11 protein-coding genes are annotated in these 14141 nt (G+C 69.1%); 6 read left to right on the forward strand and 5 right to left on the reverse strand.

The genetic code is table 11. From position 1 onward, the window contains the following. Positions 1-21: 21 nt before the first annotated feature. The gene (locus L1066_RS12870; protein WP_235736708.1) at positions 22-885 is read right to left on the reverse strand and encodes a hypothetical protein; all 864 of its coding nucleotides are present in this window, start codon (positions 883-885) and stop codon (positions 22-24) included. 121 nt (positions 886-1006) lie between these two features. Here L1066_RS12870 and L1066_RS12875 point away from each other — a divergent pair, with 121 nt between their 5' ends. After that, on the forward strand, positions 1007-2248 hold the full coding sequence (locus L1066_RS12875; RefSeq protein WP_235736709.1) for an NAD(P)/FAD-dependent oxidoreductase: 1242 nt from the start codon (positions 1007-1009) through the stop codon (positions 2246-2248). A 20-nt stretch (positions 2249-2268) separates the two neighbouring features. Here the strand turns inward: L1066_RS12875 and L1066_RS12880 are convergent, their stop codons facing one another. From L1066_RS12880 to L1066_RS12890, 4 genes are all read right to left on the reverse strand, one after another. Next, complete coding sequence (locus L1066_RS12880; protein WP_235736710.1) at positions 2269-2490, reverse strand: PLDc N-terminal domain-containing protein; 222 nt, start codon at positions 2488-2490, stop codon at positions 2269-2271. A 174-nt stretch (positions 2491-2664) separates the two neighbouring features. Beyond that, positions 2665-3000 carry a TauD/TfdA dioxygenase family protein gene (locus tag L1066_RS26740; protein ID WP_312007711.1) on the reverse strand — a complete coding sequence of 112 codons (336 nt, stop codon included), beginning with the start codon at positions 2998-3000 and terminating at the stop codon, positions 2665-2667. Next, complete coding sequence (locus L1066_RS26745) at positions 2892-3545, reverse strand: TauD/TfdA dioxygenase family protein (protein ID WP_283095415.1); 654 nt, start codon at positions 3543-3545, stop codon at positions 2892-2894. Before L1066_RS26745 ends, L1066_RS26740 begins: the two co-directional genes overlap by 109 nt. Positions 3546-3554: 9 nt before the next feature. Further along, entirely contained in the window at positions 3555-4163 is a 609-nt protein-coding gene (locus L1066_RS12890) for a TetR/AcrR family transcriptional regulator (protein ID WP_235736711.1), read from the reverse strand. A 261-nt stretch (positions 4164-4424) separates the two neighbouring features. Here L1066_RS12890 and L1066_RS12895 point away from each other — a divergent pair, with 261 nt between their 5' ends. The 5 genes from L1066_RS12895 to L1066_RS12915 all read left to right on the forward strand — a co-directional run bounded on the left by L1066_RS12895 (position 4425) and on the right by L1066_RS12915 (position 14122). Continuing rightward, a complete protein-coding gene (locus L1066_RS12895; protein ID WP_235736712.1) occupies positions 4425-5144 on the forward strand; it encodes a hypothetical protein in 720 nt (239 codons plus the stop codon). Then, complete coding sequence (locus L1066_RS12900; RefSeq protein ID WP_235736713.1) at positions 5144-6082, forward strand: winged helix-turn-helix domain-containing protein; 939 nt, start codon at positions 5144-5146, stop codon at positions 6080-6082. The genes L1066_RS12895 and L1066_RS12900 overlap by 1 nt, the downstream gene beginning before the upstream one ends. Further along, positions 6079-7020: a LuxR C-terminal-related transcriptional regulator gene (locus L1066_RS27750; protein WP_235736714.1), complete on the forward strand. Its 942-nt coding sequence runs from the start codon at positions 6079-6081 to the stop codon at positions 7018-7020. The genes L1066_RS12900 and L1066_RS27750 overlap by 4 nt, the downstream gene beginning before the upstream one ends. 86 nt (positions 7021-7106) lie before the next feature. Continuing rightward, on the forward strand, positions 7107-8672 hold the full coding sequence (locus L1066_RS12910) for a DUF11 domain-containing protein (protein ID WP_235736715.1): 1566 nt from the start codon (positions 7107-7109) through the stop codon (positions 8670-8672). Between the two features lie 95 nt (positions 8673-8767). Continuing rightward, positions 8768-14122 carry a DUF5979 domain-containing protein gene (locus tag L1066_RS12915; RefSeq protein ID WP_235736716.1) on the forward strand — a complete coding sequence of 1785 codons (5355 nt, stop codon included), beginning with the start codon at positions 8768-8770 and terminating at the stop codon, positions 14120-14122. The last annotated feature ends 19 nt before the right edge of the window (positions 14123-14141 follow it).

Raw genomic sequence — 14141 nt, forward strand, 5'->3', positions numbered from 1 at the left:
CCCAGCGGTGCTGCGCCGGCCTCACCACGGAGGGTGGCGCGCACCTGTTCCACCGACAGCTGCCGGCCCAGTTCGGTACGGGCGCGCAGTCGCAGCAAATGCAGGGCCACCACGTCGGCCGCCCCGCACTGGGGCCGTCACCTGTTCGTCGGTCACCACCGTCTCGCGCACTGCCCAGATCGAGCCGAGCCATGTGTCGCCGGCGCGCACCGGCACCACCAGGCGCGGGCGCACCCATGTTCCCGCCGTCTCGCCGGCGAACCCCTCCACCAGGAACGGTTCGTCCGAGGTGGCCAGCCGTCGGAAGACGCCGTGCAGCCGGAAGTGTTCCCGTACCTCGCGGGGCACCCGCCGCCCGATGATGGTGGAGACCCGCGCCGGGTCGGTGTCGTCCTGCCTCCCGGAGTAGGCGAGCACCCGTGAGTGCGCGTCCTCGATCGTCACGGGGGCGTCGATGACCTCCGCGATCTGCTCGGCCAGGGCAAAGAGCTCATCGAGGCTGCCTCCTCCTGAGCCGGCCGGCCGGCGGGCCTGGTCGACCGCGGTCTGCAGCAATCCCCACACCAACGACCACGAGACGCCGTCGGCCAACGCAGCCAGGGTCAGCGAAAGCCGAGTGCAGGCGGCCGTCAGGTCAGCGGTGAGCGCGCTCCGGCGTACGACGAGCCCAGCGGCGGGTGGCCCGCTGGCGTCGGCCATCGCCATGAGCCGGGTGGCCAGATCGGGAAGGGCGCCGGTCGCCAGGAGCAGGTCGCCGGGATGGGCCGTTGCCTCGAGGTCGGAGTCGGCGAACTCCAGTCCGGTCACCTGGCGCTCGGCGCCGACGTGCACGACTCGGAGCAGGTGTTGGGGCAGGGCATGGGTGAGATCGACCGCGGTCAGCATCCCTCATCGTGGGCCTGTGCCATTCCACAGTCAACAGGGGTGTGCACCTGTGTCATTGCCCGAGGCATGACCGGTGCGCATCGGTCATGCTCGGAAGCAGGAACGTGAGAGGGAGGACGCAATGTCAGCACCCCAGGACGTGGCGGTCGTCGGGGCCGGGATGGTCGGTCTCGCGACGGCATGGTTCCTCAACGAACGTGGCGTCAACGTGACGGTCTACGAACGTGACCAGGTCGCGGCCGGGTCCTCGTGGGGAAATGCGGGGTGGCTCACGCCGGGGATCGCGACACCGTTGCCCGAACCGGCGGTGCTCCGCTATGGGATCCGCGCCCTGCTGAGCCCCTCGTCACCGGTCTACGTGCCGCCGGCAGCCGATCTCAGGCTGGCCCGCTTCCTGGCCGGTTTCGCACGACACAGCACGGCCAGGCACTGGTCCCGGGCGATGCATGCGCTGATCCCGCTCAACGCGCGCTCCCTGGGCGCCTTCGACGAGCTCGCGGAGGGTGGTGTCGAGGCGGTGACGCGTGCAGCGGACCAGTTCCTGGCGGCCTATCGGACCTCCGAGGAGCGCACGGTGCTGCTCGAGGAGTTGGAGCTCATCCACCGCGCCGGGCAGGACATCGCCTTCGACCTTGTCACCGGGGACGAGGCACGCGGGATCGCTCCGCTGCTCTCGGGCGAGATCGGCGCCGCGATCCGGTTGCGTGGTCAGCGCTTCATCAACCCCGGCGAGTTCGTCAACGCGCTCGCCGACGCAGTGCGCAAGCGGGGAGTCGAGCTCCACGAGAGCGCCAACGTGACCGGCATTCGTCCGGAGGGTGACGGCGTCGTGGTCGTCACCGACGGACGTCCGACCCACCACGACCGGGTGGTGTTGGCGACCGGTGCCTGGTTGGGCGAGCTGGGACGACAGTTCGGCATCCGCCTCGTCGTGCAGGCAGGGCGTGGCTACAGCTTCAGCGTCCCTGTCGACGACGTGCCCGAGGGGCCGGTCTACTTCCCCCAGGAGCGGGTCGCCTGCACGCCTCTCGGCGACCGCCTACGGATCGCCGGGATGATGGAGTTCCGTGCCCCCGAGGCGCCGCTCGACCAGCGACGGATCCGTGCCATCGTCGACGCCGCACGACCGTTGCTCTCCGGCGTCGACCTCGACGACCGGCAGGACGAGTGGGTCGGCTCCCGACCGGTGACTCGCGACGGGTTGCCCCTCGTCGGACGCACCGACGCTCCCGGGGTGTACGCCGCGGGCGGGCACGGCATGTGGGGCATCACGCTCGGGCCGATCACCGGCAAGTTGCTGGCCGATGCCATCGTGGACGGCCGGGACCCCTCGGAACTGGCGCCGTTGCGCCCGACCCGGTGAGGCGCCGTACCGCTCAGGACTCAGCTGGTCCGGCGCCGGCCGAAGGCGAGATAGCCCAGCGGGCCGAAGGGCTGGACGGCGCTGGCCGCGCGCCACAGCAGCTTGGGGCCACGGACCTGGGCGGAGTCGCGGCGCTTGAGGTCGCGCAGCACCCAGGCGGTCAACGCAACCTCCGCGACAGCAACCGCAACGACCGCCTTCTGCTGGGTGGGTGACAGGTCCGACCAGTTCTTCTTCGCCATGGCGCAAAGGTAGCGATGGGGTGGTCGGCTCCGCGCCGCGGTCACCGATCCGTGGGGGTCTCGGGGGCCGCGCCGGTCTCTCGGGCGGTCGGCGTTCGTCGTCGGACCCGGTAGGACGCGCTCGTCAGCCGCCGATGCCGACGGGGACGTCGCCGACGATCGAGATGCGCTCCATCACGCGACGCTGGGGAAGTAGTCGCTGGCGGCGTAGTGCTGGCAGGCGCGGTTGTCCCACATCGCGATGGTGTTGGGCTGCCAGCGCAGTCGCACCTGGAACTCCGGACGCATCATGTGGCGGTAGAGCGTCGTCAGGATCTGGTTGGACTCCGCCTCGTCGAGCCCGACGATGCGCTGGGTGAAGATCGTGTTGACGAAGAGCACCCGGCGGCCGGTCTCAGGGATCACACGCACCACCGGGTGCTGCACGGCAGGAAAGCTCGGGCGCAGCTGCGCGACGACGTCCTTGTCCATCCCGGCGCCGAAGCTGTTGATCCAGTCGTGCTCGGCCACCAGCGGGTCGATCCGCTCCTTGAGGTCGTCGGGCAGCAGGTCGTAGGCGCCCCCGCGTCCGCCCACAGGGTGTCGCCGCCGACGGGCGGGATCTCGACCGCGCGCAGCACCGCCGCGTACGACGGCGTGGTGTGCCAGGTGACGTCGTTGTGCCAGTTGTTCTCGACTCCGGCCGTGTCCATGTCCTTGGCCAGGGTCGCGACATCGACATCGCTCTGCCCGGGCTGGGTGTACTTGAAGAAGGGGTGCTGTTCGAGCTCGCCCCACAACTCGGCGAACGCCCGGTGTTCGGAGCGATCGATGTCCTGGTCGCGGAAGACCAGCAGCTTCCACTCCAGCAGGGCTCGCCGCAGCTCCTCGAGCACCTCCGGGCCGATCTCGCCACTGAGGCGGACCCCGGAGACCTCGGCTCCGATCGTCGGCGTCATCGGGCTGACGCGCAGGTGTTCGAACGGCTTGGACTCGAAGGCCTCAGGGACCCGTTCGGCCACGAGGGGGCCGAACGCAGACAGCGGGTCGGTGGGCGTCGCAAACATGAAGGCCATGGGATCTCCTCAGGTGGATGGTGCGTCGAGCACCGCGGTCGCGATGCGGATCAGGTCATCGATGACGAAGTCGAGGTCGGGCGACTCGGCGCTCTCGCGGTGTCCCTCCCAGGTGGCCAGGGTGGCGACGCAGAGCATCACCAACGAGCCGAAGCGCATCTCTGCCCAGGGCGTCGGCAAGGGAGTGCTCTGGCAGAACCTCGTGCGCAGGTCGCGGAGGCTCTCGGCACGCACGTGCTCCAGGACCCTCGTCGACTGGATCGGGTCCGACAGTGTCTGCATCAGGAACCGTGCGAAGCGGCTGCCCGGCCGTCCCAGTGTCTGTGCGGCCAGCGGCCGCACGAAGATCGCAGCCACGTCGCCGTGGGTCAGGGCGACGCCGGCGCTCGCGTCCAACAGTTCCCTGCGATGGTCGTCGACGGGTGCCATGTGTGCCTCGAGGACAGCGTCGAGCAGGCCCTCGCGTGATCCGAAGTGGTAGCGCGCCGCCGATTTGTTGGCCTGTCCCGCGCGCAGCTGGACCTCGCTGAATGTTGTTGCCCCCCAGCCTCGCTCGACCGCGATCTCCTCCGCCGCCCGGATCATCGCGCTTCGGGCCGCTGCGCTGGGTGCTGACATGTCTCGATTTAAGGCTTAGTCCTTAAAATTTGTCAAGGCCTCGGTCCCAGGCCGCCTCGCCCGGGCCCGCGTCACCGCCGTTCCGGGGTGCTGCCAGATGCGCGAGCGTGGTTGTATCGTCCGAGTGCAAGTCGGCACAAATAGGGTCAAGGTGCTGTTGATGTTGGTGGATGGGAGCTCCACAGACGTGCTCGACGGTGGAACTCCGTCGTACGCGCTGCGTCCCCTCCGCCTGCCTTCGGCACGATCGAACGGCCGCGGATGCGCTCGCTCCTGGATGCGGCGACTGGGGTGTCGCGGATCGTCCAGGTGGTCGCCCCGGCCGGTTACGGCAAGACGAGTGCGCTGGCCGAGTGGGCGCGGCGTCAGTCCATTCCCGTCGGCTGGGTGAGCATGAGCCCGTTGATGGTGGCGCCGCAGCGACTCTTCGGTGCACTGCGCGCGGCACTGGCCGAGAGCGACGTCACCGGCGCGGAGGTGATCCGGGCCCTGAGCGGGGCGCAGCCCTACAGCAATGCCGATCGCCTCGCGATCCATGCGGCCATAGCAGGGGTGCAGGACGAGGTTGCCCTCGTCCTCGACGACGCGCACCTGGTGCCTGACGTGTTGGCCGACGGCATGCTGTCGCTGCTGGTGCGGCACGGGCCTCCCAACCTGCGCCTGCTCATTGCCGCTCGGACGCCGCTGAGTGGCCTCGCTCGCGCCATCCTGCACGGTGAATGCACGGTGATCGGACCCGACGAGCTGGCCTTCGATGAGCCGGAGGTGCGTGAGGCGCTGACCCTCCTCGCAGGGCCGAAGTCGGGCGACGGTGCCGCTGCACTCCTCGCCAGGACGGGGGATGGCCGGGCGGGGTACGCCTGGCCATCGTGTCTGCCCGACCTCATGCGGTGCCTCGGGACCGGAGTGGGCCGCGGGAGCATGCCCTCGTCGGTGCGCCGTCGGGCGCAGCCTTCTCTCCCGAGCGCCTCGAGCTCCTGATGGACTACATCGAGGCCGAGACGCTCGCCCCGCTGTCACGCCCGTTGCGGGACTTCGTCCTGGAGGCGACGGTGCTCGCCGAGTTGTCGGCAGACGTCGCCGCGCAGGTGACGGGGCGCGACGATGCGGGCGACCTCCTGGAGGAGGTCTTGACCTCGGGCCTGTTCCTCGAGCGACTTCCCGGCGAGGACGGCACCCCGAGATATCGCTGGCACCGGCTCTTCGCGCAGGCTTGCCAAGGAGTCCTCGCCAGGATCGAGCCGGAGCGGAAGTCCCGGCTGCACCGGAGGGCGGGAGACGTGTTGCGGCACTCCTCGCCGGCCGACGCCGTGCGCCACCACGTCGCCGCGGGCGAACCGAGGCGGGCACTCGACGTACTCTCCAGGATCTGGCCGGCCCTCGTCGTGCGTGGCGATGCGCCGACCGTCAAGCACCTGATCGCTCTGTTGCCCGCGGACGTGCAGGACGAGCCGGTGGTGTTGCTGATCGATGCATGCACCAGTCGCCTGCTCGGTGACACGTCGGGGGCGCAACGGTTGCGGAGTCAGGCGAAGGGCGTGCTCGGGGCCGCGCGCCGCCGGAGCTCGGACGCCGAACGGGCGGCATCGGTCGTCGCAGACCTGGTGGTCGAGGACGACCCCGACGGGCTCCTGACGGTCTGTGACGCGGCAGCGGAGTTCCTCGACGGCGACGTGAGTCTGCGGGCCTTCGACCCGCCGGCACGGCATGCGGTGGTCTTCATGCTCGGCTGGACCGAGTTGCGGGTACGCCGCCGGCCGCGTCGGGCACGTGCGGCCCTGATCACCGCTGCCGGGGCGGCACAGTCGACGGGCGATCGCGGTCTGGTCTTCCTCTCCCGGGCCGCGCTCGGTCTGGCAGCTGCCTTTGCTGGCGAGTTCATCGAGGCCGAGGAGCACCTGCGGGCGTTGGAGGGGTGACCTCCGGGTCGGGACAGCGCCACGACGGCGGCATCCCGTCCTTCGCCGCAGCGATCCTTGCCCACTGGCAGGGGATGCCGCGCGAGGCCTGGGAGCATTTCACCGATGTCGGACAGGCAGGTGGCCGCGACGCCGCCTACGTGGCCTTGGCGCGAGCGCTCCAGGTCGCCCCGGCAGTCGCGAGTGGCGACTCCCGGCTGGTGGACGAGGCCGAGCGGGGGCTCCGACTGCTTCCCGAGGCCGCGGTGGGTGGGTTGCCCTTCGAGTGGTACCTCGTCGTCTCCCGCGCGCTGATCGCCTTGTCGCGTGGCGAGGTCGACCAGGCAGTCGCGTTGATGGAGAAGGTCCCCTGCGACTGTGTGCTCCCATCCGTGAACTTCCACCGCTCGGTGGTCTGTCTGCGTGCAGGCCGGGATGCCGAGGCAGGGGCAGCCCTGCGCAGGTTGCGTCCGCTCGCGCAGCAGCCCAGCTATCTCCGGGTGGGAGCCCTGCTGGTCAATGCCGTGCTCCAGTCCCGTGCCGGCGCGGACGCGACGGCCCACCGGCTGCTCGAGAGCGCGTTGGCCGTCGCCGAACCCCACGGCATCATCCAGCCCTTCCTCGATGTCAACATCGACTCACGGCGGCTCCTGGTCCACCACGCCGCTCAGGGCACCCGCTACACGGGCTTCCTCGCTGCCCGGATCGCGGACTGGGAACAGTCGGACTCCTCGGGCCTCGGTCTCAGGCTGTCTCCTCGCGAACGGGAGGTCCTCGGCTACCTGCGTGGCACGATGTCGACGGTGGAGATCGCCGCTGCTCTCGGGATCTCGGTGAACACGCTGAAGACCCATCGGCGCCTGCTCTACCGCAAGCTCGGTGTCACCAGTCGCAAGGAAGCCGTGTCGTGGACCGGGCTGGGTCCCTCGCTCCGGGGCTCGGTTTCAGTCGAGGATTGATTGTGATGCACGTCACTCACCCTGGTGGGGTGAGTGGAGGGTGACCCGAGGCGACCGAAAAAGTTGGATTGCATACCTTTGACCCCATGTCTTTCGGATTCGCCGCTTCGTCTGTTCCTCGGAGGCCGGGTGTTGCGCGACGCGCGATCCTCTCCGCCCTCGCCGCACTGCTGGTCGTCCTCGGACTGCCCCTGCTGAGCGTCACGAGCGCGCACGCTGCGCCGAACTCGCTGGAGATCGACAAGACCGTCGACAACGCGACGCCGTCGCCGGGGCAGACCTTCACCTACACGATCCAGGTGCGCTGCTCCGAGGACGACTGTCTCGATGCACAGATCACGGACCAGTTCCCGGCCGAGCTGGACGGGTTCGAGATCCAGGACGTGAGCTTCAGCCCGAACGCCTCGAACGTGCCGCGGGTGGTCACCTGGAGCACCGGTGCCGACGAGCCGACCACGCTCGGTCCCGACACCCAGCTCACCGTCGACCTCCAGCAGGTCACCGACAGTCCGGTGGGTGTGGGTCTGAAGGCCGGTCAGACCTATCGGATCCAGGTCAGCATCAAGGTGCCGGACGACTACGGCCCGCCGGGGACGAGTCCCGAGATCATCAACACCGCGGCGGTGTCGGCGTCCAACGCCAACACCAAGACCGACAACGCGATCATCCAGATCGAGACCCCGATCGACATCGCCGTGGCCGTCGACAAGGCATGGACCCCGAACCGGCAGGACTTCGACCCGGGCGCGACCTCGACGATCGAGCTCGACGCGCGCAACACCTCCAACGTGGCGGTCGACCAGATCGTCGTCCAGGAGCCGAAGACCGCTCCCGACGGTGCCTCCTCCTTGCAGGCGAGCAATCCCTTCACCATCACCGACTTCACCGGGTTCAGCGGGACCTCCCTGCCTGCCGGGTGCACCGACGTGAAGGTCGACGCCTACGTGTTCGCCAACGGCACGTGGAGCTGGATCGAGGGAGACGCCGTCCCGGCGCCCACCCTGGCGCTGCCGAACGGCGTCGCGAACGGCGACGTGGGCGGCGTACGCATCACCTGCCTCGGCGAGATCGAGCAGGGCGAGAGCCTGTCGTTCGGCCTCGACCTCGAGCAGCGCGCCACCCACCGCAACGACGGTGGCGACCTGTCGCTCGACACCCACACCGTCGACAACATCGCGACCGGCTCGGTCACGATGGACGACGACACTGTTGCCGACGACGGCAACGCGACCTACACCGTGGTGCCACTGATCCCCTCGGTGGAGGCGAGCAAGAACATCGCGCCCGGTCGGATCACCGCCGGCCAGTCGTCTGCCGCCACCATCAGCGCGACCAACGGCAACACCCCGGTCGTGTCGATGCACATCGAGGACCTCGACTTCTTCACCGCCGACGTGACCTTCGGGGGCTTCGACGGCCCGCTCACGTGGCCAGCTGCGGCCGACAGCGCCACGGTCACCTACCACCTGCTCGACGGCGGCACCGAGACGATCACCGTCAGCCAGGGCCAGGTGCCGGCGCCGCCCTCGGGTGACATCTCCGGCTTCGAGATCGACTGGACCGGCGCGATTCGTGCCAACGAGACCGGGGAGCGGGCTTCACCATCGACACGTCGGAGGAGGCGACCGGCGGTGCTCCCGAGGTCGACCTGACGAACAGCATCGATGTCGGTGTCGAAGCCTCCAACGGGCTCCGAGAGACCGCCGAGGCAAGTGACGGACTCGAGATCGTCGACCCGAACCTCGAGGTGACACTGGAGAAGACGGTTCGTCCCTCCAACGCGGTCAACCCCGGTCAGAGCGTCATCGCCTCGCTGGAGGCCAACGCCACGGCCATCGGTGACGGTGCGATCCTCGACGAGATCCTCGTGGAGGACGTCTGGGCCGGTGACTGTGGTGGCTTCTGGAACGCCTTCGACATCGCAGGTCTCGCTCCCACCCAGGTCCCGGCCGACACCACGCTGACCCTGCGGGTGCAGGACACCGCGGGAAGCTGGCACGACGTGTCGACCTACGGCCCCGAGGGCGCCGCCACGGTCCACCAGATCAGCGCCTCCGACTTCGCTGCGGCACTCGCCGCCGCGGGCCTCTCCGCCGACGACGTCGTGGGTGTGCAGGTCGGCTTCACCGATCCCAGCGGCCTCCCTTCCGACACCACGGTCGTGCCCAACCTCGTCTTCGAGGCGCGCGGCGACCTGCGTGACCCGGACTGCGCGGCTCCGCCGCTCGACACCGAGGTCACCTACGTCAACACCGCGACGGCCGCCGCCGCTGGCGAGTCCGAGGGCGGCAAGCCGTTGGCCGCCGACGACGAGGACACCGCCCAAGGCATCGTCGAGATCCCGTCGACCGCTCCCGGTCCGATGGACATCGACAAGGCGTGGAACAAGGCGTCGGTCTTCGCCCAGTCGGGGGAACAGGCCAACACGTCGCTGCGATGGAACGTCGGCGAGGGCTTCTCGCCCGTGACGATCACCGACATGTCCGACCCCGCGGGGGCCGGGTACGACGTCGCTGACGAGGTCTTCGACGCGTTCGACCTGTTTGCCGTCAACCTGATCCTCCCGAGCAGCGACCCCTACTCCACGGGGTGGTTCCTCAAGTACGACACCGTGACGAAGGTGGAGCTCTTCAACGACGAGACCTCCACGTGGGAGGAGGTCACGGCCCCCGGTGGTTCGTGGATGACGGCCAACCGAGGCTTCAAGGGCCACGACCTCACGGCGCCCGAGCGGCGTACCACCATCGGGGTGCGAGTGACGCTGGAGGAGACCGCCGCCGACACCGCCGCCCGTGAGGCGGCCCAGCAGCCCGGCGCCGGTTTCGACGCGTTCGCACCCAAGCCGGGCACCGGTGTCGGTTCGGGCAGCGCTGACCGGGTCTTCGACCTCACCTGGCAGGTGCGGGACAAGCTTCGCTCCGACGGTTCCTTCGTCGTCCAGGAGCAGACCTACAACACGGCCGACGAGAGCGTCGTCAACAACACGGTCACCCTCACCGGTGACCCGATCGGCGGCGGTGCCTCGGTCACCGACCGCGACTCCGACACCATCTTGATCATCGACCCGGAGCCCCTGGTCGAGGTGTCGAAGTCGGTCGACCCGACCAGCGACATCTTCACCCCGCCGGTCGGAACGCCGGCCGCGGACTACCCGACGGCCACCTGGTCGATCACGGGAAACAACGCATCGGTGGGCCGGGCGTCGTACGTGCGGTTGACAGATCCCGCCGTGTGCACCGACACCACGCTCGCGGACTGCCAGACCGACGGCGATGTCGCCGGCGCGACCGGCGACCCGTTCGACACGAGCCGCGACTGGCTGACCCAGAGCAGCAACCCCAACCCGTTCGAGCGCTTCGACGCCACCGGGATCATGATTGCCGCGAGTGAGCCCGATCAGGTGGATCTCGACGCGACCACGGTGTGGCTCCTGCACCACAACGGTGGCACCTACACGACCACCCAGCACACGGCCACCGAGGTGACCGCGATGTCGGCGACCGACCTGGCGGACGTCGTGGGCATCAGCGTGACCTTCCAGGACACCGACCCGGCGACCTCGGGTGGCACCATCACCCAGCCCAACGACCTCACGATCGTGATCGAGTCGCAGCTCCGCGCGACCTACCGCAGCAGCGGGGACGACCTGGTGCTGGCTGCCGGTCAGACCGAGGAGCAGACCAACCGGGTCTTCGCCCAGTCCTACGACCCGATCACCAGCCCGGGCACGAAGACGGGCGACGTCGCCCACGCCACCGCCGAACTCACCGGTGGTGTGGTCAACATCCTGCCGTCGAAGTCGATCTCGCCGCAGCAGATCACGCAGCCGCAGCACGACGTCGACGACGACAACGTCACGGTGACGGTCGGGGCGAACCAAGGTGCGGGCCCGCGCAGCACCCTCTCCCCGCAGCAGGTGGTCATCGAGGACCAAGCCGACTCCCCGGAGTTCTGGAACGCCTTCGACTTCACCGGTCTGGGCAGTGTCACGCTCCCTGCGGGCGCAGACCAGGTGCAGGTCGATCTCTTCGATGGCACCGATTGGATCCCGGGAACCCCCAGTGCCGATGGCCTCCCGCTGCCGGGTGGGGTCGCGAATGCCGACGTCCAGGGCATCAGGTTCACCTTCTCGAGGGCCGACGGAGCGCTCTTCTCCGGCACCGTCCCCGCGCCCAACTGGTCTGCCGCCGCGGTGTTCACGGCCAACCTGCGTGAGACCTATCGTGATGACCCGAGCGCCCCGGTGGTGCTCGACCCGGACAACCCGATCCACAACACGCAGACGTCCCAGTCGACCCGCCCCGACGGCAACGACTCCGAGGCGAAGGCCGCTGACGCCGAGGTGACCTTCTACGCCGGCACGCAGGAGATCGCCGTGCGCAAGGTGACCAACGAGGGCGATCGACTCGCCAGCCCCGGTGATGCGGTTCCCTTCGACCTCACGCTGAGGAACACGGGCACGGGCTACCTCACGGTGACCGACCTCGTCGACGTGTTGCCCGCCGAGTTGGTCTACACCGGTGACCCGGAGCCGATCTTCACGCCCGACCCCGGCGGCAGCCTGTCGGACCAGGTGACGGTGACCCCGAGCGCAGACGGCACCACCATCGTGTTCACGTGGCCCGACGGTGGCAACATCATGGAACCCGGTGAGGAGTTCGGGATCAGGCTCTTCCTCGAGTTGCAGCCCGGTCTGGGCGCGGGCGAGACCGCGGTCAACGAGATCACCGTCACGACCGAGGAGGAGCTCAGTCGCTGCACCAACGTGGAATCGGGCGGATCGACCACCGGCGCGTGGAACGAGGACGCGCACACCTGTGGCACGACCGACTACATCGGCACGGTCATCGGGCCGAACCTCTACACGGCGAAGGGCGTTCGCGGTTCCCTCCCGGGTGCCTACCGACCGGGCAGCCCGGAGTTCGCCTGCGCGCAGAACCTGCGGGCCACGGGCGGCGCCTACTACCGCCCGGCCTGCGTCGCCAACAGCCAGGTGGGTGGCACGGACGAGTGGGTCCTGCACACCGTCAACTCCGGCACCGTCGACCTCGCAGAGATGACGGTCTTCGACCAGCTCCCCGTCGCCGGCGACAAGTCGCTGGTCTCGGGTGATGGCCGCGACTCGGCGTACCGGCCCCAGGTCGTCGCCGACAGCGTGCAGGTCACTGCGCCGGCCGGCACGAGCTATGTCGTGCAGGTGACGACGGACGCGGATGTCTGTGTCGGCACCTGGGACGACCTGCCGAACCAACCGGCCTGTGAGCAGAGCGGTGAGAGTTGGGTCGACGCGGACGCCGGCACGGACTGGAGCAAGGTCAGCGGCCTGCGTGTGGTGCTCGACTTCGCGGGCACGCAGGCAGGTGCCTTGCGGGCCGGTGAGTTCGTGGACGTCAACTTCTCCACCCTCAACGTGCTCGAGAACGATGACGACGTCAGCGGCAGCTCGCGGGTCGTGCCCGCTGATGACCAGATCGCCTGGAACCAGCACGGTGTGAAGTTCCGCTATGCCACCGAGACGCGTTGGCGCCAGATCGCGCCGAGCAAGGTCGGCGTCCACCTGCGTGTGGGATCGATCCAGGTCACGAAGGAGGTCACCGGACCGGCTTCTGGCTACGCACCCGGAGAGTTCCTCGTGGATCTCGCCTGCCGGGTCGGCACCGGAGCCGACGCCGAGGAGCTCGACCTCGGCGCTGACGCGGTGCTGGAGCTCAACGGCGGCAACGGTCACACCTATCGGGTCGACGGCATCCCGCTGAGCGAGCAGGGCACCACCTGCACGTTCGCGGAGCAGGGTGAGGTCGGCGAGTTCGGCGAGACGACGCGCGCAGGTGACCCGAGCACCGTCGCCGTCATCCAACCGACCGACCCGTCGCGGCCGATCGCCGATCAGGGTGTCCCGTCCACCCAGATCACGACGATCACCAACGACTACCAGTTCACCGGATTGTCGTTGACCAAGCTGGTCGACACCGAGGCGACCGACGTCGACTTCGGGCCGTTCGCCTTCACCGTCGCCTGTGTCACGGGCACCGGCGTGCCGGTCACCGTCGATGCCGACGGCAACACGGAGTTCTCGTTCGAGCTCGAGGACGGTGGCACCTGGACCGCGCCGGCCGACACGATCCCGGTCGGGTCCGTGTGCACCGTCACCGAAACCGACTCGGACGCCGCCGACCACCGGGTGTACGTCGGCGACAACGTCGTCGACAACGGTGACGGCAGCGCGACGGTCACCCCCGGCGTGGACCCTGCCGCGGTCCAGGTCACGAACGGTTACGAGGCCGGCACGTTCACCTTGGAGAAGGTCGTCGACGGTGACGGCGCTGCCCGCTACGGCACCGGTGAGTTCGGGTTCGACGTGGTCTGCACCTACCAGGACCAGACGCCGTACGACGGTCAGGTGAGCCTGCGTGCAGGCGACACCATCACGATCGGGCCCTACCCGATCGGCACCGTGTGCCAGGTCGAGGAGGTCGTGACGGGTGGCGCCACCACTGTGATGATGGGCAGCTGGGACGGCGTGGTCACGATCCCTGCCCCCGAGGTCGACGGAGAGCTCTCGACGGTGACCCAGCAGGCGACCAACACCTTCGACCTCACGTCGCTCGAGGTGGAGAAGGTCGTCGAGGGCAACCTCGATGCCCGGGGTGCCAAGGGACCCTTCCGGGTGGCGTTGGAGTGCACCTGGTTGGTGGACGGCGAGCGGGTCGCCTTCGACGTCCCCGGCGGTGCCGAGCGGGTGCTGCGCAAGTCGAACCACTACTCGGCGAGCTACCAGGACCTCCCGTCGAGCGCGGTCTGCGTGCTCGAGGAGACCGAGGACGGCGATGCGAAGCGGACCGCGATCGTGGCTGACATCGCGGGGGAGACCGTGAAGGCGAAGGGCACCGAGATCGAGGTGGACCTCTCCACCACGACCGGCCCCGGAGAGGCCACGGCCGTCGTGACCAACACCTTCCTGCCGTTCGACAAGGACGAGGACGGTGACGAGGACCGCGACGGTCTGCCGGACACCGGCGCTCCCTTCAGCCCGGTGCACGCCCTCCTGGCGCTGCTCCTCCTCGCTGCAGGTGGTGCCCTGATGACCCGCCGCCGCACTTGACCCCCGCCCAACCCCTCGG

The sequence above is a fragment of the Nocardioides alcanivorans genome (assembly GCF_021555175.1).
Lineage (GTDB): Bacteria > Actinomycetota > Actinomycetes > Propionibacteriales > Nocardioidaceae > Nocardioides > Nocardioides alcanivorans.